Raw genomic sequence first — 24,668 nt, 5'->3', positions numbered from 1 at the left:
ATGTGGGCACGGAGTACTTAGTCCCGTCATCAAATCATCATGATATCGTTTTAAGTTATAGTATAACCTTTAAAGTTAATTTATTTTCTGATTGTAATGAACCGCAGTACTAAAGTCAAGGGCTAACATGATAAGACAGCAAAAAAAAACCTGCACACGGTGTGCAGGCTCAAAGGATATATAAAAAAAGGGGGTCATGCTTGTTATTATAAACGCCCTATGTTAAAGCCTTATGTAACTAATATTACAGTAATATTACAAAAATGATAGCGCTTTATAATCAGGCTGACTTAGTATCATCAAAAAGGCCCTTGCGAGAACACCGACTTTAAAGTCAGGCGTCGCAGGGCCCTGAATGAAGGGATCTACACGTTAATTCAATTCTTCCACATAGGCATTGTTGGAACGGAGTTTATGAACGATTTCATCATAATCCGCATCCTGGACTTTGGCAGACAAAACATAATGCAGATCATCATAATCGTCCGAGGACACGTCTGCAGCATCCAGCAGGTCTCCATCCTCATTTGCATTGTCACGGGGGCCCCGATCAGCGTTACGATCCACGTTGCTAACGACAGGAACGACGTTTTCGCTGGCTGGAACTCCGGGTGCCGTACCCACACCCATGGATCCATTGGTACCTGCACCACCCGCGGTGTTATAAGGCACCAGGGGTACCATGATGCGTCTGTCTCTGCCAATCGCACTGTCCAGCTGTCCTACCTCCAAATGCTCCGTCCGAAATGTCTGAAGTGAAGTTCTTGCACCCTCTGCCTCATCTTCGGTTCGAAAATATGCCTGAATATGCTTTGCCATGTCAAACCCTCCTTTATCGGAATAAATTGAATCATCATTTATGGTGCAGATTAACTTGTTAAACAAGCTAATCGATTACCCGTGACCGATTATATGACTTTTAGCAGTTCTCGAACAAATGCAGGCTCATCGGCTGGCGTTCTTGATGTAATGTAATTACCATCCACTACAGCTTCATGATCCTTAAATTCAGCTCCGGCATTGACCATATCATCTTTAAGTGGAGGATAGGATGTAATGGTTCTTCCTTTCAGCAGATCGGCACTAGCCAGAATTTGTGGTCCATGGCAGATTGCAGCGATCGGTTTTTTCGCACTGTTAATCTCGGTTACAAATTTCAGAATATTTGCATCCGTACGCAGGTTTTCAGGAGAAGATCCCCCCGGAATTACAACAGCGTCATAATCTGAAGCTGAAACTTCTGAAATCGCCTTATCTGAAGTATAGGAGGCTTTGCCGCCTTTACCCTTGAGGGTTTCACCAGCCTTTAAACCGATGATTTCTACATCGTGTCCGGCCTTTTTCACCTCGTCATATGGGACCTGCATTTCCGAATCTTCAAAATCATTCGCCAATAAAAAAGCAACTTTACTCATAAGTACGTTCTCCTTTCCGTGTTCGAAAAATCTTTTCGTATTCGGGTTTTGCAGCACTTTATGATCTACAAATGCAGTAATCCGTTGTACAAACCCTGAACTTTGGCACAATCATGTGCCTCGTGTTGTTATTACCCTAACTGCAGCTGTTTATAACAGTTGATGCCTTCAATATTCTTTCCGACATACAAAATACGACTGAAACCCAAAAAGCCCTAATTCGAAACATCGAATCAGGGCTTTTTGGTTCGCTACTATGCGAGTAAGCTTCAACATATATAATGACTACCTGCTTGCAAATTGTTCTTTCAGCATAACTTAGGCACGAGGAAGACGACTCTGCTCTCCCTTATCAGAATCCTGGGTAGACCAGATCGCAGCCACGCATTCAGAAGCTGCACGAGCCAGTTTCAGCGACTCATACAGGTTTCCGGGAATAAGCAGTGGTTCGGTGCGGGAACGTGTTATCTTGGCAGACTGACGCATAATGAGAGATACTCCTTTGATCAGCTTATGCTAATTCTTGAATCTTCCTTCATTATCGCCTGATCCCCGGCGAATTATGCACGCGCTTCCTGACGAATGGGGCTTTCCAGCATTAGCGTCACGGGTCCCCAGTTCGTAAAGGACACATCCATCATGGCTCCGAATCTCCCTGTTTCCACCTGAATGCCTTTATCCCTCAATAGCTGATTAAAGGTCTCATATAATACCTCAGCTGCTTCGGGTCTGGCTGCCGCTGCAAAGCTTGGTCGTTTCCCCTTGCGGCAATCACCGTACAGAGTAAATTGGGAGACGGAAAGGACTGCGCCACCAACATCTACCAGGCTAAGGTTCATCTTTTCCTGATCATCCTCAAAAATCCGAAGTCCGGCAACCTTGTCTGCCAGGTATACTGCATCCTTCTCCGTATCTTCATGGGTTATACCCACGAGCAGCATTACGCCGGATTCAATCTGTCCCGTTATTTCTTCTCCAACCGTTACCTGAGCCTCTTTACAGCGTTGTACAAGCACTCTCATCTTACAGGCTCCTTACTGCATGATCCGATGCACTGAGTAGACATCTTTTACCCGTTTGATCCGTTCAACAACAGAATGCAGATGCTCTGTATTGCGAATCAGAATCGTAACGTGCACCAATGCTAATTTATTTTTGTCTGTCCGTCCGGTGACGGCAGATATATTGGTTTTACTTTCGGAAACGGCCTGAAGCACCTCATTAAGCAAACCATTGCGATCATGGCCGGTAATCTCAATGTCGACACTGTAATTGGCCTCGATATTTTCTTCCCACTCTACCTCAATGACGCGCGCTGCTTCTTCTCCATCTCCGCTTGATGGGATGTTTGGACAGTCGCTGCGATGCACGGATACACCCCGTCCACGTGTAACGTAACCAATAATGTCGTCCCCGGGTACAGGATTACAACAGCGTGCAAAGCGAACAAGCAAATTATCGATTCCTTTGACACGAATGCCATTGGTTGGACGATTTTTGCGTTCAGGTGCAGGCTTCAGCTCGCGCATTTCGGAATTCAGTTCGAGCAAGTTCGATTCTTCCTGTTCCTTGCGCAGCTTCTCTGTTGTTTTGGTTACGATCTGTGCAGCGGTAATGCCACCGAATCCGACAGCCGCGAGCATATCCTCAATATCGTTAAACGCATATTTTTTGGCTGCTTCCTGCAACTTGTCATCTGTCATCCAGGCAGACGGATCTAGTCCCATGCGCTTCAGTTCACGCTCACAGCTTTCGCGGCCTTTTTCAACGTTTTCCTCGCGGCGTTCCTTTTTAAACCACTGCTTGATCTTGGCTCGGGCATGGGATGATTTCGCAATTTTGAGCCAATCCTGACTTGGACCATAAGAATGTTTGGACGTCAAAATCTCGATTATATCACCGGTCTTCAGATGGTAATCAAGCGGAACGATGCGACCGTTCACTTTGGCACCAATCGTACGGTTGCCGACTTCGGTATGAATCCTATACGCAAAATCCAGCGGCACGGAGCCTGTAGGCAGCTCAATGACTTCGCCTTTTGGCGTAAACACAAATACCAGGTCAGAGAAGAAGTCCATTTTAAGGGATTCGACAAATTCAGATGCATCCTGCGCTTCATTTTGAAGCTCAAGAATTTCCCGGAAGAACGTAATTTTATCTTCAAAATTATTTCCGGTGGCTGCACCTTCCTTGTATGCCCAGTGGGCCGCAATCCCGAATTCGGCAGTACGGTGCATATCCCATGTCCGGATCTGAACTTCGGTCGGTTCGCCATTGGGGCCAACCACCGTTGTGTGGAGCGATTGGTACATGTTGGCCTTCGGCATGGCAATATAATCCTTAAATCGTCCAGGCATCGGTTTCCATAGTGTGTGTATAATGCCGAGCGTAGCATAACAATCCTTGATATTATCCACAATAATACGAATCGCAAGCAAATCGTAGATTTCGTTAAACTGCTTGTTTTTCGTTGTCATTTTCTTGAACACACTGTAAATATGTTTCGGACGACCAGACAGATCTGCCTGAATTCCCATTTCATCAAGCTTGGTCGTAATACCGTCCATGACCGTATCAATGTACTGCTCACGTTCTGCACGCTTTTTGTGCATCAGGTTTGCAATGCGGTAGTATTGCTGCGGATTCAAATAACGGAGAGCGATGTCCTCCATTTCCCATTTGATCGCAGAGATACCCAGACGGTTTGCAATTGGACAAAAAATCTCCAGCGTCTCATAAGAGATTCTGCGCTGGCTTTCTTCCGACTGGAATTTGAGAGTCCGCATATTGTGCAGACGGTCAGCCAATTTGATAACGATGACACGGATGTCCTGCGCCATGGCGATGAACATTTTACGATAGTTTTCGTTCTGCTGCTCTTCCTTGGAGCGGAACTGAATACGTTCCAGCTTCGTCAAGCCATCAACAAGCATGGCACACGTATTGCCGAAGTGATTGCGGATTTCTTCAAGCGATACCGTAGTATCTTCTACAACATCATGAAGAAGCGCTGCTATTATGGAGATGGTGTCCATCTGCATGTTCACAACAATGTCGGCAACCGCAAGCGGATGCAGAATATACGGTTCTCCCGATTTTCGCGTCTGTCCATGGTGGGCCTGATCAGCAAATTCGTAAGCTTCACGTATGCGCACCAGATCGGGTTCTTTGATATAAGCTCCGGCCTTCTCGAGTAATTGCTCTATGCCCATTCTGATCTGTTCCGTGTCCTTTCTATACAAAATGGAACCCGTGACAAATGATCAACACAGGTTCCCCGTAAAAGTAATTTCCTATAATTATGACGCTTCACCCGTTTCCCGTCAACTGCTGACGAATAAGAGCATATATCCAATTTTTTAAAAGAATTTATGACTGTCCCATCAATTTGTTTATAGTCCCCTTCACCGGGATTGAATCGTGGAATTATCTTAATTATTATGGCCATTTATATACGAAATAGAATCAACATTTGCTAAAAAACGTACATTCAAAGCCAAAACGCAAAAAATGTTATTGATTAATTAAGAGAAACTCTGTAATCTATTGAAGATTTGTGTTTCGGAAAAGGAGATGAATATTCATTGCAACGCGAAATTCAGGTTAATCAGAAGATGCCACTGGGATCTGGCTCCCTGCTCAGTCTGCAGCATTTGTTTGCCATGTTTGGCAGCACGGTGCTTGTACCGAATCTGTTCGGGGTTGATCCAAGCATGATCCTGTTAATGAACGGTATCGGAACATTGCTTTACATATTGATGTGCAAAGGCAAAATACCTGCATATCTGGGCTCCAGTTTTGCTTTTATCGCACCTGTATCGTCCGTTTTAGCTTCACATCCGGGTAATGGCTACTCCATGGCGCTCGGTGCATTTATCGTAACAGGCATTGTATTCTGCGTTGTGGCTCTAATCATTAAATATGCCGGGACGGGCTGGATTGATGTTGTGTTCCCTCCAGCAGTGATGGGCGCCATCGTTGCCCTGATTGGTCTTGAACTTGTGCCTGTTGCGGCTGGAATGGCAGGGCTAATCAATTCGGACCCTGTGAATAACCCTAACTGGGTTCCTCAGGCCAAACCCATTATTTTATCCATGGTCACTCTAGGCATCACTGTAATCGGAGCCGTGACATTCCGCGGTTTCCCTAAAATCATTCACATTCTGATCGGGATTGTATCCGGTTATGTACTTGGATACTTTATGAATGCAGTCGAAACCGAAAAAATTACCAGTGCTGAAATCATCTCGCTCCCAACCGTAACAACACCTACATTTGACTGGTCTGTTGTCTTCACCATTTTACCTGTAGCGCTTGTTGTTATTGTAGAGCACATCGGACACTTGCTCGTAACGAGCAGCATTGTTGGCAAGGATCTTTCCAAAGACCCTGGTCTCCACCGTTCCCTGCTCGGAAACGGCGTTTCCACTATTCTGTCCGGCTTTGTAGGATCCACACCGAATACAACCTATGGCGAAAATATCGGAGTTATGGCACTTACAAGAGTCTACTCCACGTACGTTATTGGTGGCGCAGCTATTATTGCGATCGTGCTATCGTTCTCTGGCACATTCTCGGCACTTGTAGCCAACATTCCGGTACCGGTTATGGGTGGTGTATCCCTGCTTCTGTTTGGTGTCATTGCCGCATCCGGCCTGCGTATTCTGGTTGAACAAAAAGTAGACTTCGCCAAACCAACGAACCTTTTGCTGACTACGCTTGTGCTTGTCATCGGATTAAGCGGAACTCAGGTATCGATCTATGGTGTCCAATTGAAAGGTATGGCACTCGCTACCATTGTCGGTATTTTGCTGAGCCTATTGTTCAAATTGTTTGACGTACTCGGCTGGTCCAACGATCAATCGGAGAAACAACCACTGACAGAAAAAACACCTGATTGACACACTCGGCGCATACTTATGTACATTATGAATTGCGCACGAAAATACGAAAACACAAAAAGCCTGCTTTCTCAGTCCAGAGCGAAATGAGAAGCAGGCTTTTTATAATCATTAATGCTGTATATTATTTCCCGGGAAAAGGGAGATACACTTTAAATTGTGTAAAACACGAATGCAGGGATCTTAGTAGTTCATCAACGTGAATACTTCAATCTCCGGCAATTTAGCTCGTCCATTCAGGTCAGACAGCTCAATTAGGAATGCGGCTCCAACAACTTTGCCTCCCAATTGTTCAATCAGGTTAACGGAAGTTGCAATCGTTCCGCCCGTTGCCAGCAAATCGTCAGCAATCAGAACATTTTGTCCTTTTTCAATCGCATCGGTATGCATCGCAAGCGTATCCTTGCCATATTCGAGATCATAACCTACTTCGATCGTCTCTCCAGGCAATTTGCCGCTTTTGCGAATCGGAGCAAATCCGACACCAAGAGCGTAAGCCAGAGGAGCGCCCACAACGAAACCACGTGCTTCAGGTCCAGCAATGACATCAATTTTGAGATCAGAAACCATTACTTTCAGCTCATTGATCGCCTTGCGGTACATTTCTCCATCCTTCAACAATGTCGTAATGTCCTTGAAGCTGATTCCCGGTTGTGGAAAGTCAGGAATGACACGAATATACTCTTTAAAATCCAAAATAATCTCCTCCTAAAATAAATAGCACAACTTCCATTTAAGATACGCCCTTCATCCGGGATATCATCCATTGTGTCAGCTGCGGTGTAGATGCATCCAGCAATACCTGTTCTGTTTCGGCCATGCTTTCCAAGGCCTGATAATGACGGGACGAGGTTAATTCACGCTTGGGCGGGTTATCCACAAACGATATCTTGCCATCATTTCGGGTGATGAACGATAATTCTTCAAATACATCCAGCATCATCGTGATCATGCGTGGCGAACATCCACACTGACGACTGAGCACAGGAGTAATCTCTTGTTCCTCTACCGGTTCGGCTCTCCATTTCGACACCAGCATATAAATTCGCTTGAAGAGTTCTCTAGAAGGCATCTGAAGGCGATCTCGGCGGTTGCCTGATCCGTGCAGAAGGATGATATTCTCGGCTCCGCTGAACATGGCCAGCATGGCATCAAGTTGTTCCGGGGTTTCTGGCGTATCAAACACAAATAACGTCCGGACCTGCTCCTGTCCATAATGCTGCGCAGCAGCATTAAACGGCAACAAACCGACCTTTCTATCATATACCCAAAGGCACGGTTCATACAATGAATTTCCCTCAGAAACATTTGTTTCCTTCCGGACAATTGCACCGATCGAACCAGATGTATATTTTAAATGTACTTCAAGTGAACTTAGGAACTGTTTCATGGCGTTCAGCGGATCAGCGTTTCCGCGCAAGTCAAACACTTGAGCATGAGGAACATGAATGTCCTGAAGCATCAATTGCGGTTTCCGCATCCCATTCCATTCATTAATGGACAGTTCACCCATAACATCAATAAGAGTACCCGCAGGTAAAAATTCAGCCAAGGCTCCCTTTCCAAAAGCAACGGTTTCAAGCTGTTGCCCATCCTGTTCGAGAACCAGTTTCAAATGGCGTTTCTCCCGGCCCATGGTTCGAGTTTCTTTTACCGTTACATTCCGCAAAACGAAACGGGGAGAAGGGTTGCTCATACCAAACGGTTGAAGCCTGTCAATCTCCTGGATCACTTTCAACGGCACATCACTGATTCTGCATTCGTCATCTGCCAGGCGCTGAGGCATAAAATCCTCTTCCGTTAATACAGCCCCGGCAAACTCATTCAGTCCCGACTCCAGCTCTTCCAACTGATCCCGATGGAGGGTCATGCCTGCGGCTGCCGGATGTCCCCCATAATGGTCCATGGTGTGTTTATAGGCTGTGAGAGCCTCATAAATATCCAAGCCTTCAATAGAGCGAGCAGAGCCTTTGCAGACACCACTCTCTGGGTCGATCCCGAGAATGAGTGTTGGTCGGTAATAACGTTCCAGCAATTTGGATGCCACAATGCCAACCACTCCAACATTCCAGCCTTCTCCCGCAAGAACGATCACATCCGGAACTTTTCCGGAACGGAGCTGAATTTTCTGCTCCAACTGCGCGCTGGCTTCCTGAAGTATGCCCTCAACAACCTGCTGTCGTTCCCGATTGAGCAGATCAAGTTGCCCTGCAAGCATATGAGCCTCATCCAGATCCTCGGTTGTAAGCAGCGACACTGCTCTTCCGGCATGATCCAGACGTCCACTGGCATTAATTCGTGGAGCCATCGCAAAAGCGATATTGATTGAGGTAACCTGGCTCTGATCCACACCGCTAATTTCAAGCAGTGCACTAACGCCGGGAAGACGTGATCCCCGCATGGACTCGACGCCATAACTGACAATAACCCGATTCTCTCCTTCAAGCGGCATCAGATCGGCAACAGTCCCGATGGCTGCGATCTCCATCCATTCGCCAGGCACCTCACCGATCAGGGCTTGGGCCAGTTTTAAGGCCACACCAGCGCCGGCTAACCCTTTGAAGGGATATGGACAATCCGGAAGTTTCGGATTAATCAACGTATAAGCTTCAGGCAATACTTCGGGTGGTTCATGATGGTCTGTGACTATAACTTCCATTCCAAGTGTTCCTGCATAAGCAATCTGATCGACTGCACTGATTCCTGTATCAACCGTGATGATTAGTGAAACACCCTGTTGATGGGCCCAATCCAGCGCATGGTTGTGCAGCCCATAACCTTCATTGGAACGATGAGGGATGTAGATATCATAGGATGCCCCAAGATGCCGCATTAAATGGATCATCAGAGAAGTACTGGATACCCCATCCGCATCGTAATCCCCATAAATTAAAATATGTTCTCCGCGCTCCAGCGCCAGCCGGATACGGGGGACAGCTTCCTTCATGCCGAGGAGCAGATAGGGATCATGCATCTGCCCTAGATCGGGATGAAGAAACCGTTCTGCCTCTGTTTCATTATGAACTCCCCGGCTAACCAGCAAACGTCCAACAAGTCCTGAAACGGAAAGCGCCTGCGAGAGTCCCGCAGCCGCCTCCAGATCGATATTCGGTGTGTTCCACCGGTATTGCGAATAAAGCAATGATAACGCTCCTTTCCTGATCTACGGGACCCGCGCTCCATTACTGAATTAATGTCGCTTCATGATCGGGCAGTTCATGATTGGATTTATAAGGATATCCCGGATCATAAGGGATAGCCTGGATTTGCACTTCTTTTACATGACTAAAACGAGTTAACAGCAATGTCTTGGCCCGATTGGCAATTTCCTGAGCCTCCAGCACGGATATTCTCGGATTCACACTAATGACCAGCTCAATGGTCACATCGTGTTCCTGTTCTCGTGCAACCAGATGCTCAATCGTAATGACACCATACACACGCTGTACCGTTTCCTTAAAATCTAATGCCTCTTCCTGCTCCAGCTCCTGAACCAGTGAGCCATAGACGGTATCCACGATCATGCGGTAACCTTTGTGAAGAACGAAACAGGAAGCGATTAGTGCAGCTGCTGGGTCCATATACAGCAGAAATCCTATACCCATCGTTTCTCCAGCCATAGAACCTGCGATGCCTACCAACACGGTAAGTGAACAATAGAGCGCACGTCGGTGTTCCTGAGCATACGCCAGTGCCTGTGATTGGTTACGTCTGCGAAAATATCGATATTGAAATTGAAAAATGGCTTCTCTCACGGCAAGTGCAGCAAAAGCTGCGATAAGTGCATGGTCATATTTCGCCGATTGGCCAGGATCATCTCCAGTCAATCCGGTCAGAGCCGAAATGGCGATCTGCAACCCGCCCATAAGAATAAGGACAGACAGCAACACCGTAATCCCAGGCCTAGCCATACGTGAATGCTCCCTGGACCGTTCTCGGTGGGCCTTGTTCCTATTCTGTACAGACTTCGAGGGGAAGAGACCTGCCAGGGAGGAAGCAGCTTCCGAGGCAGAATACAGGCCATCTGCAAGCAGCGATTTGCTGTTCGCCATATAACCGACTCCAGCCTTGATCACTGCAAGTGTCATATTCCCAGCAATACCACTCCACGTTGCCGCTTGAGCAGCTGGAATACGTTCTCTGGTCATGGAAATTCCCCCTTAATACTGTACCAAAAGTTGCAAAACCGCGCCTGACAGACGCGGCTTGACAATCAGATGTTTAGTTGGTTGCTTTCGCAGTTGCTTTGGGTTTTGTTGGCTGTTTACCTTTGAGTGTCAACCACAACGGTGCTGCGATAAAGATGGAAGAGTATGCACCGAACAATGTTCCGATCACCATCGCAAGCGAGAACATGCGGATGGATTCTCCACCGAAGATAAACAAGCAAAGCGATGCAATGAACACCGTAAATGTCGTATTCAATGAACGTGTCATGGTTTGTGCCAAACTGCGGTTAACCACTTCGCGCAAATCGGCTTTGGTTGTTTTCTTGGCAAAACGCAAATTCTCCCGAATCCGGTCAAAGATAACAATCGTGTCATTAATCGAGAAACCGACAATTGTCAATACAGCTGTTATAAATGTCAAGTTTACTTCAAGTCGGAAAAGAGAGAATACACTAATTACCACAAATGCATCATGGAACAAGGAAATGACTGCTGCAACTGCAAATCGCCATTCAAATCGGATAGCGACGTAGATCATAATTCCGATACTTGCGATAAGCACAGCATAAATGGCATTACGCTCTAATTCTTTGGCCATCTCTGGATCCACGGTATTAACTTCATAGGAAGCCGCTGAATCCAGCTTGGTGAATTCTTCCTTGAACTGGCTCTCCTGTTTCTCATCCAGTACATTAGAGAAGCGGACATTCACTCGATCCGCACCAGTTGTAATATGAGCATCCCCATCATTGATGCCAATATCATTAATTATGGGCTTAATTTGTTCTGCTGTAATAGCTTTGGATACCGTGATGTCCACATTTGAACCGGATCGAAAATCAACAGCATAATTCAGTCCTAAGGATAACAAACTGATAATCCCTGCAACAGTTAAGATAATTGAAAAGGTATAGGCAATTTTACTGCCTTTAATATAATCAAAGTTCCAATTAAAGCGCACGAATTTCACTCTCCTTCACTCCGAAGTACTTAGGCTTCTTCAACACGTTAGCCCGCACAAGCAGGGTCAACAGGAAGCGGGAGAAGAAAATATTCGTGATAATGCTGGTGACGATGTCAAAAATCAGCACGAGTGCAAAACCTTTGACTGCACCTGTACCCAGGAAAAACATAACCGCTGCAGCGATAATTGTTGTAATGTTCGAGTCAATAATGGTACGGAAGGAACTCTTTCCACCCGCTTTGACCGAAGACAGAATCGATTTACCACTCCGCATTTCTTCCTTAATCCGTTCGTACGTAATGATGTTGGCATCGACCGCCATCCCTATACCCAGGATAAATGCGGCAATACCCGGAAGGGTCAGCACAAATTCTCCCATATAGAAGATTGCCAGTACCAGCCATGTATGTGTGATCAAGGAGAAACTTGCGATAATCCCCGGTATGCGATACAAACCAATCATGAACACTAAAATAATAACGGAACCAATCAATCCCGCTTTAATGGTTTGGTCGAGAGACAATTTACCGAGTGTTGCTCCAACACTTTGTGAGTATTTCTCTGTGAGTTTCAGAGGGAGTGCACCCAGGTTAATGGTATCACGAAGCTGATTCGCTTCCTCACGTGTGTAACTTCCTGTAATTTGTGCCGAACCGTCAGTCAATTGCTGTTGTACGGTTGGGGCAGAGAGTAACTGATCATCCAGATAGATGGCCAGAGGTTGTCCAATGAGACGCTTCGTAATTTCAGAGAACTTGGCCTTGTCTTTCACTTGAATATCAATCATAGGCTCATTGAGCTGATTGAATGTCACTTTTGCCCCATTCTCAACAAATTCATTTCCTCGAAGCTCAATTTTTGTGTACTCGCCTTCCTTGTCGTTCTCCCCTTTACTACGGAAAGTCAGAACAGCAGGTTCTTTCATTTTGGCTCTTACTTCAGCCTCGTCGGTAACGCCAGCCAACTTCAAACGAATCCGGTTTGTTCCTTCTGTTGTTACTTCCGGCTCGCTTGTTCCGAGCGCATTGGCACGGCTTTCCAGACTTTTTGCAGTTTGTACCAATGAAGCTTTGGTGACTTCCTGCCCTTGTTCCAGCGGCTCTGCTTCATATAAGATCTCGTAGCCTCCTTTTAAATCAAGGCCCAAGCGTATATTTTTGAGCAGCCCCGGACTTGTGCCCAACATGACTCCTGCGGTCACAAGCACGACCAGAATGAAACTGACAATTCTTTTCATGCCGTTCCTAGATCCCCTTTCATTCTCAATATTCCTATTATAGCGATGCCGTAAAAAGCAGTCAATTTCCAACACAAAAAGATCCCTTTCGTTAGAAAGAGGACCCCCGGTATGCAGAAACGGTCATAAAGTTCATAAAGCTTGTTGCTTTCAGTGACAAAATGTCGTTCACCAGCTGGTGAAGCGGTGGAATGCCCTGTTTTTCATATTTATGACTAACGCAATTCCAGACATCTTTGCTGGTCACATATTCGTATCCGACAAGCCTTAATTCCTCCGCCTTGCTGCGACATAACATCTCAATGGACTCTTCTAACTCCATATCGTTCATTTCCTCCAAGCGGGGAGCGCCTCCCTTCCATACGCACAAGCCTTTATGCGGCATCAATATTACATAATTCGACTCCAGCCATTCATATTCCTTCTTGCTCCATCTGGTTCTTTTTGTTAATAGAGTCCAAGTTGTCATGAGAAGACAATGGACTGGCATAGGATGAAGAACAACGGCTTTGTCCCGTTTACGAGACCTGTTACTTTCAACCGGGAAAGAGGGGTAGTTTTGAAGAAACAGACATTCATCCAGGGAGCCATGATCCTGCTTGCTGCAGGCATTATTAATCGCATTCTCGGTTTTATCCCCCGCATTGCGCTGCCACGCGTGATCGGAGCTGAAGGGGTTGGTTTGTATCAGCTGAGCTATCCGTTTTTTATTGTACTCGTGACATTAATTACCGGAGGCATACCACTCGCCGTTGCCAAACTCGTTGCTGAAGCAGACACGGGGGCTAACCGTTATTCCCCCCAACGCATATTGCAGATCAGTCTAAGCTTCACCTTAACGCTGGGTGTTGTATTCATGTTTTTGTGCATTGTCTTTGCGCCTTGGGTTACACGCTATGTTCTGACAGATGAGAGGGTATACCATACGTTTGTCAGCATGAGTCCGATGATTGCCATCATTGCCGTATCTGCAGTGTTTCGAGGGTATTTTCAGGGCAAGCAAAATATGATTCCAAATGCCGCTTCCTCTATAACTGAAACTGTCGTCCGTATCATATGCGTGATCTGGTTTTCCTGGCTTTTACTTCCTCAGGGTATTGCTCAGGCGGCCGCAGGGGCCATGCTCGGAGCGCTCGTTGGAGAATTTGTGGGCATGCTTGTATTGCTGTGGAATTACAGCAGATACAAAAAGGACTCGGAGCGAGCGAATCGGCTTCTTCCCCCTAAGGATGCAAATGCTCCGGTTCCAACTGTACCCGTGGATTCAGAAGCTTCACAAACGGGGTTGATTCGTCGCTTGTTGGCCATCTCGGTGCCGGTAACAGCAGGTCGACTTGTAGGCTCCCTCTCCTACCTTGCTGAAACGATCGTTACCGCTCAGAGTCTGGCACTTGCAGGCATATCCCGTGGACTGGCTACAGCCCAGTACGGTGCTTTACAAGGCATGATTATTCCGCTGTTGCTGCTGCCGGGAGCGCTGACTTCCTCCCTTGCAACGTCACTTGTACCCTCGCTGTCTGAAGCGTCAGCACAGGGAGACCGAGCCCTTATTCACAAACGCATGCACCAGGCTTTGCGGCTTGCACTCGTCACAGGTGCACCTTTTTCTGTTTTTATGTATGTGCTTGCCGAACCGATGTGTTTGGTACTATATAATGATGCATCGATTGGAAGCATGCTTAAACTGATGGCTCCTTTTGCTTTGTTTATCTACATCCAGGCACCTCTTCAAGCCGCTTTGCAGGCACTCGATCGTCCAGGAAAAGCACTCCTCAATACCTTTATCGGTGCAGTGATCAAAATTACTTTGATATTACTGCTTGCATCCAGGCCGGAATACGGCATTTTGGGGGCAGTCATTGCCATTTGTGTGAACTCAACCGTCGTTACCCTTTTACACGCCAGAAGTGTCCGCAATCTGCTTCAGTTGCGGTTTAAACGAATGGACTGGGTCAAAACAGCAGCAGGTATGGTCATCATGGGAGCAGCAACTCTACTTGTGTATGAACATACAGTCATCTTGCTGCCTTTTTGGCTGAGAATGCTCCTGGCTCTACTAACCGGTTTAATCGTTTACTTTATCGTGATGGGCTTAACCCGAATGATTGACTTCCATGATCTCTCCCGGATGCCGATCATCGGCTCATGGTTCCAGCGACGTTCACGTAAGTAGGGCATTACTTCCTATTTTTGATCATCCTTCAAGCTCACAAATACTTTTCCGTTATGATCAATGGAACATATAAACACATCCTTAAAATCGAGAACACCTTTCTTCTGGATCTCATTTTTAAGCCAAAAGCGTGTTTTCTTGATGAGCTCAAGGTTTTGATCCTGAACTTTTCCATCCATAATCAGCGGCAAAGGCAGACCTTCGTATTTAATATTTTGGAAGCCATCAACTTTGTCTTTTCTGGGTCTTTGCTTGTTATTTGTTGGTTGTGATGAGCTGTTGGCGGAATAAGAGTTGTCCATCGGGATGACCGTTAGCTTGCCCGTCGTCTCCAAGATCGCAAATTGAACTTCGTCAATGCTGTCGATATTCTGTTCACGCAATTGAAGCAGCAGGTCATCCAGATTGTATCGCTGTTTGCGCATTTCATCGCGATGCAATGTGCCCTTGGAGATCAGTACGGTTGGTTTGCCATCAATCATCAATCGTAACCGGCGGCTTTTGAGACTTAGAAAAGCCATGCCAATCTGAACAACAAGTACTGTCAGCATCGGTACGATGCCGTGAAATAACGGTTTATCTGTATCCTCAATGACAAATGCTGCAATTTCGGCAAGCATGATGGACACGACCAGATCAAACATGGACAGCTTCCCTATTTCCCTTTTACCCATAATCCGAATCGCACCATAGACAATAAAGTACATGAGAATCGTTCGAAAGATATGAGCACCGATATCTGAAAAGTTCACAATATGGTTCCTCCTTCACATCTGAGTTAAGACAGATACCTGAAGCGTAATCCCTATTTTGACCTGAAGCTGATGTGCTCATGCGAATCTTAATTGTTCATTTAATGGAAAATTCAGTTCATAACTCCAGAGGCTTGACCATACACTGTAATAATTTCAAACTTGTACAAGGGGGTTGCTTCATGCAGCTGATTCGCCGAGTGATTTCGTTTCGAATGTCCAACCCGATTTTGTCGGGACTCTGCCATGCATTTGTATGGATGTTACTGGGAGCACTGATTCTCTCCCTCTTTCTCTGGATGACCAACATGCGGGAACAAGAGCTTTCGCTCTACACGTATGTGGTTCATGGTTTGTCCCTCCTGGTTGGGGGATTTGTAGCGGGAAAACGGTCTGGCGAAAAAGGCTGGTACCATGGAGGTTTAACCGGGATTGTCTACGGGCTGATCGTACTGCTTATTGGATTTCTGGCTTTGGACGCTTCGTTCAATTGGAAGGACACCCTGCAGCTCGCAAGCGCATTCCTGATTTCTGCACTCGGGGGAATTTTCGGAGTTAACACACACAGATCCTAGAATTTTTAAGCATTCGATTATAAAAAAAAAGAAAAAGAGAACCGGGTCTCCGTAGAGATCCGATTCTCTGATACAAACTAGAATCATGCTATTCAACAGCGGTTTCACGACTCACTGCACTGCTGATGGCATTACGGTCGAATGTAAGCTTGGTCACATCGTTTACACGAAGGACAACAACATCATCCGTAATTTCAGCAATGGTACCGTGAAGGCCACCGATGGTTACAATTTTATCGCCTTTTTTCAACTGATTCAGCATCGCATTGCGCTGCTTTTGTTTTTTGTTCTGTGGACGGATCATCAAGAAGTAGAAAATCGCAACCATGAGTACCAAAGGTACAATCAAAGATACAATTCCACCGCCTGCTTGAGCTCCTGCTAAAGGCATTCCCTGAAACATTCAAAACTCCCCCTTATCGACTATACTTACAGATACTGCGTGTTTCTTCGGTTCTGCAAAACCTGATCAGAAACCTTTGTCATTGTCGTGAAGACCATATTGATCGAAAAATTCATCACGGAAATCAAGCAAACGATCTTCCATTATGGCTTTGCGCACATTGCGCATCAAATTCTGCAAGAAATGAAGGTTATGAATCGTCGTCAAACGCAAGCCAAATGTTTCATCCGCTTTGATTAAATGACGCAGGTAAGCTCTGGAGTAGTTACGGCAAGTGTAGCAATCGCATTCAGGGTCCAGTGGACCAAAATCGGTTGCGAACTTGGCATTACGAACTACAAGACGCCCCTGGCTGGTCATTGTTGTTCCGTTACGGGCAATCCGGGTAGGCAGAACACAGTCGAACATGTCCACTCCGCGAATCGACCCCTCAATCAATGCATCGGGCGAACCTACTCCCATCAAATAACGTGGTTTATTGGAAGGCAACAGTGGCACTGTGTAGTCCAATACGCCATACATCAAATGTTTCGGTTCTCCAACACTCAGTCCACCAATAGCATACCCCGGGAAATCCATGGAAGTCAAATCTGCAGCGCTCTGGCGACGCAAATCTTCATGCATGCCTCCCTGTACGATGGCAAACAGACCTTGATCATGCGGACGAGCATGACTTTCCAGGCAGCGCTCTGCCCAGCGGCTCGTTCTTTCAAGTGATTTTTTCACATATTCGTATTCAGCCGGATACGGCGGACATTCATCAAATGCCATCATAATATCGGAACCGAGTGCATTCTGAATTTCCATGGCCACCTCAGGTGAAAGGAACTTCTTGTCGCCATTCAGGTGGGAACGGAAGTGAACCCCTTCTTCCGTAATTTTACGCATCTCGCTGAGGGAAAACACTTGAAATCCACCACTGTCCGTCAAAATCGGGCGATCCCAGTTCATGAACTTGTGAAGGCCGCCAGCCTGACGAATAATCTCATGACCAGGTCTGAGGAAAAGATGATAGGTGTTGCTCAGAATAATCTGTGCATCCATCTCCTTCAACTCTTCTGGACTCATCGTTTTTACAGTCGCCTGTGTTCCTACAGGCATAAAGGTTGGTGTCTCGATAATACCATGCGGTGTATGTACGCGTCCCAGACGCGCACCGGATTGTTTACATGTTTTGATATGTTCATACGTAATTGCTGCCATTGGTTTTAATCATCCTCTAAAATTAATCGTTATGCCAAGATTATCGTGTAAATCAATAGATCAACATGGCATCGCCAAAACTGAAAAAGCGGTATTGCTCTTGGATCGCCTGCTCATAAGCATGCATGATATGCTCTCTGCCTGCAAGAGCACTTACCAGCATAACCAGTGTCGATTTCGGCAAATGGAAGTTCGTAAGCATGCCATCAATAACCTTAAAGGTGTAACCTGGATAGATAAAGATTTTGGTCCAGCCGCTGCTTTCCCGAAGCACGCCATCTTCGAACTTGCTGCCTACGGTTTCAAGCGTTCGACAGCTCGTCGTACCTACTGCAAATATACGGTTACCACGTCTCTTCGTTTCATTAATTAAGTCCGCAGTTTCCTGAGACAGGGAGTAATACTCCTCGTGCATCTCATGGTCTTCCACGACATCAACAGACATGGGGCGGAACGTTCCGAGTCCAACATGAAGTGTGATGAAGGTAACATTGACTCCTTTGGCACGGATTTCGTCCAGCAGCTTATCCGTAAAATGCAATCCAGCCGTTGGCGCTGCTGCTGATCCTTCGTGCTTGGCATAAACCGTTTGGTATCTTTCGCGGTCATCCAGTGTCTCTTTGATATAAGGAGGCAAAGGCATTTCACCCAAGCGATCCAGAATCTCCTGAAAGATTCCATTATAGGAGAACGTCAGCATGCGTGCGCCCATTTCGCCCTCTTCATCGATGACGGCCTTAAGCTCGTCACCGAATACGATAACAGAACCGGCTTTCAGCCTCTTCCCTGGTTTGACAAGAGCTTCCCAACGATCGCCCTCCACGTTTTTCAGCAGAAGTACCTCAGCCTTAGCCCCGGTGTCCTCTTTCGTGCCGAATAAGCGAGCCGGCAAAACACGAGTATCATTCAAGACCAATGTGTCACCAGGCTCCAGAAAGTTGATAATATCAGGGAACGAGTGATGATTAACCTCACCGCTCTCCTTGTTTAAGGTCAGCAGCCGGGACGCCGTACGATCAAGCAATGGCGTCTGTGCGATCAGCTGCTCCGGTAGTTCAAAATCATATAAGTTCACATTCATCTTCGATTCATTCCTTAACAATAGTCGCATTTTGATAATAGTGTTTCAATATTTCCTGGTAATCATACCCTTCATCTGCCATACCTTTGGCCCCCCATTGAGACAAGCCCAATCCGTGACCGTTACCCTGACCAATGAACATGAAGGTCTGACCCTGGGTCACTGCTCTGGCTTGACCATCCCCGCTCATAACGACAAGAGCATTACCGGATGAAGTGCCCGTTCCAGAAGCTGATAAAACAGCTGCTCCTTTAGAACCGGTTTTACTTGATGTTTGCCCGTCAGCGCCTAATACAGTATAACTTCCGGTTCCTGCAATATCAAATAAGGTGCTCGGCAATCCCCCAAGTGCGGAACGATACGTATCCGCATATTTGACCGTCAATGGTTGTCCGTTCGCACTGACCTCAAGAGCTCTTCCTGAAGGTCCGCGCTTCGTGACTTCCAATGTTGAGATGGACGCGGGAACGGTCGTCGTTGTTTTTCCTTGCAGCGCTTTTACCAAAGCAGCAGAGGTAAAAGGTCCTCTTACCCACGCGTAATCATTGGACTGTGCCACTTTCGCCAAAACCACAGCCTCGGTGCCCGGGTTCATTTTGGCCACCGGTTCAACCGTAGATTGGATGAGTGGTATGGGACGTACATTGGTATTTTGGGCGGTAACCGTCACTTTGGACAGCCCTGCATCTGTTTTCGTTGTCAGTTCTTTGACATTGTCCTCACGGATGTATCCACTGACCCCTGAACTTAGCAGCACATGGTACCACGTATGTAACCCAGCTTGGGCCGATGCATCCCCAGGGCTGTCCACATTACTGAACACTCCTGCCCCACCATTCCATACTTCGGATGGGTGAGCTGTTTGTCCACCTGCATTGGAAGAGAACACAGCCTCAACGATTTTACCGCCGCTTTTGATGACTTCCCCTGCAGTTGCGTCTACGGCACTCGATACTTTATCGTTCTCCGAACCAATTCCGTTATACGCTTGGCTGAGTGTCGTATCCACCACATTGGCGATTTTAAAACGATCGCCCTGTTGAAGCGCGTAAGAGCGAGCTGCGACTGCCTGAACTTTTAGGGCCTCCGCTGGCCAGGATGAATATACTTCAGCCCCAACAACCGAGTATAGATATTGTTCAAGTGGGACGACATTGACCAAAGCAAGATCGCCTCCTACGATGCTAATTTCCATGTCTCCCCGGTATGTCCGCTCAGAGCGTTCCAATACTTTAATCCCGCTTCCATCACCTTGCACAAAAGCTTTGGCTTCACTGCCTGCGATGGTGTAATGTGGAACAGTTTTCAGTGTATCCGCACTTAATCCGGCATCCTGACGGATCATGAGCGCAGCACTGTTAGTTACAGGGGTTAAGCTCACTCCGGGTGCTTTGGCTTCCACATTCTTTTGCACTGCTGCCAGTTCCGCATCCGTAACCGCTTCTCCAACCCATACCGAATATCCTTGAGCTCCGCCAGTCAATTGTAGGACTGTGTAGGCACTGATTCCTGCTGATAAGAGCGATGCCTGTGCAGCCTCAGCTTCCTGGAGTGAACTGTAGCTCCCTGCCGACAAACGCTTGCTTCCGGTTACCGCTGCCTTTTGACCACCCATTTGAGCTGCAGCCACTTTTTGCACTCGTGCTACTGCTTGTGAAGCCAAAGCTTCTGTTGCATAATTCCCCGTATACAGCTGGTAGGTTGCCTTACCGCTCAACGTCGTGGTGAACAGCGATGGTTTATCGCTGGTTGCCTGTAATAATTTTGCAGCTGCGGCTGCAGTCTTGAAGTCCCCAGTTTCGAGCACCTTTACCCGTAAGCCATCCGCACTGAAACGAATTTGACCAGCAGGAAGGGATACACCCGCCCCACTCTCTGATCCAATACTCCACTTACCAGTTGTCTCAAGTGTGATGAGTGGTGTTGTCGACTTATACGTACTTCCCAGGTTCGCAAACATCGCTACCCGGATCATCTGTCCATTACTCTCTGCAGCAAAGGCAGGCACTTGCAGACATCCTACCGTCAAGAGAGCGGTAGCCAAAACCTTTAACCGCCGGCTCCACTTCTTCGTTGGTAATGCTTTCCCCACGTTCAAACTCCTCTCCATGCAGTTTCTACAATTTATATCGGGTAGATTTCTTGAAAACTTCAACTTTCTTTATTAAGAGATTCCGTTAACACAGGTTACTTTCCGTCTCTTGGTGGTATAGGCAGACCCAGATGATGATAAGCGAGATCCGTAACGATCCGGCCTCTTGGTGTACGCTGAATCATGCCGATCTGCAGCAGATATGGCTCATAGACATCCTCAATGGTCTGACTTTCTTCACCAATTGTAGCTGCTATCGTATCCAGGCCAACAGGACCTCCGCGGAAACTGGTAATCATGGATGTAAGCATCTTGTGATCGATTTCGTCCAATCCACGTGGGTCAATCTGAAGTCGTTTCAAAGCCTCTTCAGCCAGTGCCTGAGTAATAATTCCATCGCCACGCACCTGAGCGAAGTCGCGTACCCTTTTCAGCAATCGATTGGCAATCCGCGGTGTCCCACGGGAACGCAGTGCAATCTCTTCTGCAGCATCACCAACAATCTCGACGCCCAGAATTTCAGTAGATCGTGAGACGATGTACGCCAGCTCATCCACTGTATAAAACTCCAGACGGCTAATGACACCAAACCGGTCTCGAAGTGGTGCAGACAGCAAGCCTGCACGTGTTGTAGCCCCAATCAGGGTAAACGGCGGAAGATCCAGCCGAACGGAACGAGCACTTGGCCCTTTCCCGATCATAATATCCAACGCAGAGTCTTCCATGGCGGGATACATCACTTCTTCAACGGTACGATGCAGACGATGAATTTCATCAATAAACAGGACATCGCCTTCCTGTAAATTCGTCAGCAGCGCAGCCAGATCGCCCGGGCGTTCAATCGCCGGTCCCGACGTGGTGCGCAGGTTCACGCCCAACTCGTTAGCAACGATATTGGCAAGTGTCGTTTTACCAAGTCCGGGTGGACCATAGAGCAGCACATGATCCAATGCTTCATTGCGCAATTTGGCAGCTTCAATATATACTTTCAAATTTTCCTTGACCTTGTTTTGTCCGATATATTCATTCAGATACCGGGGACGGAGACTCAGTTCAACATTCTGATCCTCCATCATCAGGTTGGCGGAAATAATCCGGTCATCCATGTTCATCCCTACCTTTTTTTGTGCGGGCTACTGCTATATGTTATATGCAAATTTAACTAACCCGTAAACAGCATTTGCAGCGCACGTTTCATCAACACATCAACAGAATCCGCCGAAGTGACATCCTTCTTCAACTTAAGCCACACTTTATCAAGCTCACTGTCTGTATAACCGAGAGCCTTCAAACCGTCACGTGCCTCATCCCATGCAGAACCACTCCCTGATTCCTCTGAAGGTGGTGCAAACAAACCTGTAGCATACGCCGCTGCACCAAAACCGTCCAGCTTGTCTTTGAGGTCCAAAATCATGCGTTGTGCCGTCTTCTTGCCGATGCCCGGCAATTTTGTCAGGAACGTCAAATTCTCCTGATAGATCGCTGTAACAACGTGGTCCGGTGTACCACCTGCTAATATACCAAGTGCAACCTTTGGTCCAATACCGGAAACTTCAATCAGTTTGCGGAACAAACGCTGTTCTTCCCGTGTAACAAAGCCAAACAGAAGCATCGCGTCTTCACGCACATGGTGATGGGTATACACCGTAATTTCGCCTTCCTGCTTCGCAAAAGCAAACGGATTGGGACAGAATACACGGTACCCCACACCATGAACATCAAGCACAATATATTCATTCTCTACATGTACGAACTGTCCTCTTAGAAAATCAATCATTTTCGCAATACCTCATTCAACTTGGAATTTAATGTATAAGAGTGCGCGTGACACACGGCTACAGCCAAAGCATCTGCTACGTCATCCGGCTTCGGAATAGCCTGCAAACGCAAAAACATTTTGACCATTTCCTGCACCTGCCGCTTCTCTGCCTTACCATATCCCACGATCGCCTGTTTGATCTGCATTGGGGTATACTCCGCTATGGGCAAGCCCTTCTGTGCAGCAGCAAGCACCATAACACCTCTCGCTTGGCTGACAGACATCGCTGTAGTCACGTTCCGGTTAAAAAACAGTTTTTCCAGTGCCACTGCATCTGGCTTGTATTTATCAATTAACTGCACCATGCCCTCATAAACGTGAAGCAACCGTTCTTCTTCAGGTGTATGGGCTTCCGTCTGAATGCAGCCATATTGTACGGGTACCACTTTGCTACCGATCTTATCCACAAATCCAAAACCGACAATCGCAATCCCCGGGTCAATTCCCAAAAAACGCAAAACCATCTCTCCCTTACAATAAAGCGAACATATGTATCGTTCATTTCATTATAACAAAAGATAGACCCTCCGACAGGAAAAACTTTGTCTATTCTCTGGTAGCGTTTGGTTCGGCATAAAAAGGGCATTTTCTGCATGGTCGTGTTCCTCTTGCGACTAGTCGTTTTTCCTACGACAAAAAGGACATCATTCGATGCCCTAAGACTGATCCTTAGTCTAAATTTGGGATGCTCTTCATTTATCCGCCATTTTGAATCTCTTCTTTATGCGGCCCATCAATGGCATAATCGCTAAAAGTAGAAATCACGCTGTTATATTCATCTTTGTCTTGTACACGGATACCCTGCTGTAATTGCTCCAGCACTCCTTCAGGCAGAGAACTTTCCAACGATCCAACGTCCATTTGAAAAAAAGTACGTATGACCTTCTCTTCTGTCGGTCGACCTTCATAAAGTTTGAGATTCCCCACCCCATCCACGCTGATATAAGCCTGTTCCTTGCATAACGGGGAAAGATCATCTACATGTTCCTTGATTTGCAATGTATCCGAGGCGACCACTTCAGCGTCCCATTCCGGATGCTGTTGCAACAATATCTTTAATTGGGGTAAAGCCATTTTCCCCAATCGTTCCGTTTCTACCCCGCATATATAATGCGTCTCCAAAACAACCGAAGTTAAACGATCAGGTTCAGAAGAGAGCTTTGCCAATATGGTTTGTACCTCTTCCTCGGACCGTTCTTCGATGGTCACAGGCCCCATTACCGCAGCTGCTTCACCGAAGTTGGTGGTTAACAATCGTTGAATGTGAGAGGAAATCGACAATCCGCTGTAGGCCAATATCGTTATGGCCACCAATGAAGCAGTCATCCATGCAGTTCGTTTCCAGCGCCGCCAGCGTCTTTTGAATTGTTTCCTGAATTTAAACGTGTTCACATGAACCCCTTCTATCACTTTTTTAAACCTAGTGTGACCGAAAGGATTATGCTTTATGCAAAATAAACCCAGTGTGTGGAACCCAGGTAACTTGGTATTACGTTAAGAAAAAACAAAAATGGACTACCTCTTAGAGATAGTCCATTTCTTTGGATCGGGATGACACGATTTGAACATGCGACCCCCTGGTCCCAAACCAGGTGCTCTACCAAGCTGAGCTACATCCCGTTATATTATACCGGCGAGAGGACTCGAACCTCCACGGTTTCCCACTCGATTTTGAGTCGAGCGCGTCTGCCATTCCGCCACGCCGGCAAATGAATTTATAAATGGCGCGCCCTGAGAGATTCGAACTCCCGGCCTTTTGATTCGTAGTCAAACGCTCTATCCAGCTGAGCTAAGGGCGCAAATATTATTGGAGCGGACGACGGGAATCGAACCCGCGACCCTCGCCTTGGCAAGGCGATGCTCTACCGCTGAGCCACGTCCGCA

Annotated in this window: 23 protein-coding genes and 4 tRNA genes; 3 read left to right on the top strand and 24 right to left on the bottom strand. The window is 46.8% G+C overall.

Translation table 11 applies throughout. The features are described from left to right. Positions 1–372 precede the first annotated feature (372 nt). The 5 genes from AAIH57_RS15340 to AAIH57_RS15320 form a co-directional block, all read right to left on the bottom strand. Positions 373–819, bottom strand: coding sequence for a hypothetical protein (locus AAIH57_RS15340; RefSeq protein WP_175397173.1), 447 nt, complete (start codon positions 817–819; stop codon positions 373–375). An 89-nt stretch (positions 820–908) separates the two neighbouring features. Continuing rightward, positions 909–1,415, bottom strand: a complete 507-nt coding sequence (locus AAIH57_RS15335) for a type 1 glutamine amidotransferase domain-containing protein (protein WP_175397172.1) — start codon at positions 1,413–1,415, stop codon at positions 909–911. A 318-nt stretch (positions 1,416–1,733) separates the two neighbouring features. Further along, positions 1,734–1,901, bottom strand: a complete 168-nt coding sequence (locus AAIH57_RS15330) for a hypothetical protein (RefSeq protein WP_175397171.1) — start codon at positions 1,899–1,901, stop codon at positions 1,734–1,736. Between the two features lie 74 nt (positions 1,902–1,975). Beyond that, positions 1,976–2,437 carry a D-aminoacyl-tRNA deacylase gene (gene dtd / locus AAIH57_RS15325; protein WP_430022185.1) on the bottom strand — a complete coding sequence of 154 codons (462 nt, stop codon included), beginning with the start codon at positions 2,435–2,437 and terminating at the stop codon, positions 1,976–1,978. Between the two features lie 12 nt (positions 2,438–2,449). Further along, positions 2,450–4,627, bottom strand: a complete 2,178-nt coding sequence (locus AAIH57_RS15320) for a RelA/SpoT family protein (RefSeq protein WP_175397585.1) — start codon at positions 4,625–4,627, stop codon at positions 2,450–2,452. Positions 4,628–4,999: 372 nt separating this feature from the next. On the opposite strand from AAIH57_RS15320, the gene uraA reads away from it, so the two are divergent. Next, positions 5,000–6,316 carry a uracil permease gene (gene uraA, locus AAIH57_RS15315; RefSeq protein ID WP_175397169.1) on the top strand — a complete coding sequence of 439 codons (1,317 nt, stop codon included), beginning with the start codon at positions 5,000–5,002 and terminating at the stop codon, positions 6,314–6,316. A gap of 183 nt (positions 6,317–6,499) precedes the next feature. Here uraA and AAIH57_RS15310 read toward each other — a convergent pair whose 3' ends face one another. From AAIH57_RS15310 to AAIH57_RS15285, 6 genes are all read right to left on the bottom strand, one after another. Next, a complete protein-coding gene (locus AAIH57_RS15310) occupies positions 6,500–7,012 on the bottom strand; it encodes an adenine phosphoribosyltransferase (RefSeq protein WP_175397168.1) in 513 nt (170 codons plus the stop codon). 37 nt (positions 7,013–7,049) lie between these two features. Beyond that, complete coding sequence (gene recJ / locus AAIH57_RS15305) at positions 7,050–9,458, bottom strand: single-stranded-DNA-specific exonuclease RecJ (RefSeq protein ID WP_430022183.1); 2,409 nt, start codon at positions 9,456–9,458, stop codon at positions 7,050–7,052. Positions 9,459–9,498: 40 nt separating this feature from the next. Then, the gene (locus tag AAIH57_RS15300) at positions 9,499–10,464 is read right to left on the bottom strand and encodes a cation diffusion facilitator family transporter (RefSeq protein ID WP_175397166.1); all 966 of its coding nucleotides are present in this window, start codon (positions 10,462–10,464) and stop codon (positions 9,499–9,501) included. Between the two features lie 73 nt (positions 10,465–10,537). After that, complete coding sequence (secF, locus tag AAIH57_RS15295) at positions 10,538–11,446, bottom strand: protein translocase subunit SecF (RefSeq protein ID WP_430022181.1); 909 nt, start codon at positions 11,444–11,446, stop codon at positions 10,538–10,540. Further along, positions 11,436–12,686 (bottom strand): protein translocase subunit SecD, encoded by a 1,251-nt coding sequence (secD, locus tag AAIH57_RS15290; protein ID WP_175397164.1) that lies wholly within the window; start codon positions 12,684–12,686, stop codon positions 11,436–11,438. The genes secF and secD overlap by 11 nt, the downstream gene beginning before the upstream one ends. Before the next feature lie 91 nt (positions 12,687–12,777). Next, positions 12,778–13,017 (bottom strand): post-transcriptional regulator, encoded by a 240-nt coding sequence (locus AAIH57_RS15285; protein WP_095289489.1) that lies wholly within the window; start codon positions 13,015–13,017, stop codon positions 12,778–12,780. A 228-nt stretch (positions 13,018–13,245) separates the two neighbouring features. Between AAIH57_RS15285 and spoVB the strand changes: the two genes are divergently transcribed. Continuing rightward, positions 13,246–14,859: a stage V sporulation protein B gene (gene spoVB, locus AAIH57_RS15280; RefSeq protein ID WP_430022179.1), complete on the top strand. Its 1,614-nt coding sequence runs from the start codon at positions 13,246–13,248 to the stop codon at positions 14,857–14,859. An 11-nt stretch (positions 14,860–14,870) separates the two neighbouring features. Here spoVB and AAIH57_RS15275 read toward each other — a convergent pair whose 3' ends face one another. Continuing rightward, positions 14,871–15,566 (bottom strand): DUF421 domain-containing protein, encoded by a 696-nt coding sequence (locus AAIH57_RS15275; protein WP_175397583.1) that lies wholly within the window; start codon positions 15,564–15,566, stop codon positions 14,871–14,873. Between the two features lie 227 nt (positions 15,567–15,793). Here AAIH57_RS15275 and AAIH57_RS15270 point away from each other — a divergent pair, with 227 nt between their 5' ends. Continuing rightward, the gene (locus AAIH57_RS15270) at positions 15,794–16,186 is read left to right on the top strand and encodes a TIGR04086 family membrane protein (RefSeq protein ID WP_175397162.1); all 393 of its coding nucleotides are present in this window, start codon (positions 15,794–15,796) and stop codon (positions 16,184–16,186) included. Between the two features lie 88 nt (positions 16,187–16,274). Here the strand turns inward: AAIH57_RS15270 and yajC are convergent, their stop codons facing one another. The 12 genes from yajC to AAIH57_RS15210 all read right to left on the bottom strand — a co-directional run bounded on the left by yajC (position 16,275) and on the right by AAIH57_RS15210 (position 24,667). Next, positions 16,275–16,589: a preprotein translocase subunit YajC gene (gene yajC, locus AAIH57_RS15265; RefSeq protein WP_175397161.1), complete on the bottom strand. Its 315-nt coding sequence runs from the start codon at positions 16,587–16,589 to the stop codon at positions 16,275–16,277. A gap of 66 nt (positions 16,590–16,655) precedes the next feature. After that, the gene (gene tgt / locus AAIH57_RS15260; RefSeq protein ID WP_175397160.1) at positions 16,656–17,792 is read right to left on the bottom strand and encodes a tRNA guanosine(34) transglycosylase Tgt; all 1,137 of its coding nucleotides are present in this window, start codon (positions 17,790–17,792) and stop codon (positions 16,656–16,658) included. A 52-nt stretch (positions 17,793–17,844) separates the two neighbouring features. Then, positions 17,845–18,873 (bottom strand): tRNA preQ1(34) S-adenosylmethionine ribosyltransferase-isomerase QueA, encoded by a 1,029-nt coding sequence (gene queA, locus AAIH57_RS15255; RefSeq protein WP_430022176.1) that lies wholly within the window; start codon positions 18,871–18,873, stop codon positions 17,845–17,847. A 7-nt stretch (positions 18,874–18,880) separates the two neighbouring features. After that, positions 18,881–20,983 (bottom strand): SpoIID/LytB domain-containing protein, encoded by a 2,103-nt coding sequence (locus AAIH57_RS15250; protein WP_430022174.1) that lies wholly within the window; start codon positions 20,981–20,983, stop codon positions 18,881–18,883. 77 nt (positions 20,984–21,060) lie between these two features. Further along, on the bottom strand, positions 21,061–22,071 hold the full coding sequence (ruvB, locus tag AAIH57_RS15245) for a Holliday junction branch migration DNA helicase RuvB (protein ID WP_175397157.1): 1,011 nt from the start codon (positions 22,069–22,071) through the stop codon (positions 21,061–21,063). 56 nt (positions 22,072–22,127) lie between these two features. Further along, on the bottom strand, positions 22,128–22,742 hold the full coding sequence (gene ruvA, locus AAIH57_RS15240) for a Holliday junction branch migration protein RuvA (protein ID WP_430022172.1): 615 nt from the start codon (positions 22,740–22,742) through the stop codon (positions 22,128–22,130). After that, complete coding sequence (gene ruvC, locus AAIH57_RS15235) at positions 22,739–23,242, bottom strand: crossover junction endodeoxyribonuclease RuvC (RefSeq protein WP_056701196.1); 504 nt, start codon at positions 23,240–23,242, stop codon at positions 22,739–22,741. Before ruvC ends, ruvA begins: the two co-directional genes overlap by 4 nt. Before the next feature lie 238 nt (positions 23,243–23,480). Beyond that, positions 23,481–24,176 carry a BofC C-terminal domain-containing protein gene (locus tag AAIH57_RS15230; RefSeq protein WP_430022170.1) on the bottom strand — a complete coding sequence of 232 codons (696 nt, stop codon included), beginning with the start codon at positions 24,174–24,176 and terminating at the stop codon, positions 23,481–23,483. A gap of 154 nt (positions 24,177–24,330) precedes the next feature. Continuing rightward, positions 24,331–24,404, bottom strand: a tRNA-Pro gene (locus AAIH57_RS15225). An 8-nt stretch (positions 24,405–24,412) separates the two neighbouring features. Then, positions 24,413–24,491 (bottom strand) — tRNA-Leu (locus tag AAIH57_RS15220). Between the two features lie 15 nt (positions 24,492–24,506). Then, positions 24,507–24,583, bottom strand: a tRNA-Arg gene (locus tag AAIH57_RS15215). A 9-nt stretch (positions 24,584–24,592) separates the two neighbouring features. Beyond that, positions 24,593–24,667: transfer RNA gene (locus AAIH57_RS15210), tRNA-Gly, on the bottom strand. Position 24,668 lies beyond the last annotated feature (1 nt).

Origin of the sequence: Paenibacillus sp. MABNR03, from assembly GCF_050455445.1 — a bacterium.
GTDB classification, from domain to species: Bacteria; Bacillota; Bacilli; order Paenibacillales; family Paenibacillaceae; genus Paenibacillus; species Paenibacillus xylanilyticus.
Note: the sequence above shows the minus strand (reverse complement) of the source record. Positions and strands in the feature narration are given on the sequence as shown.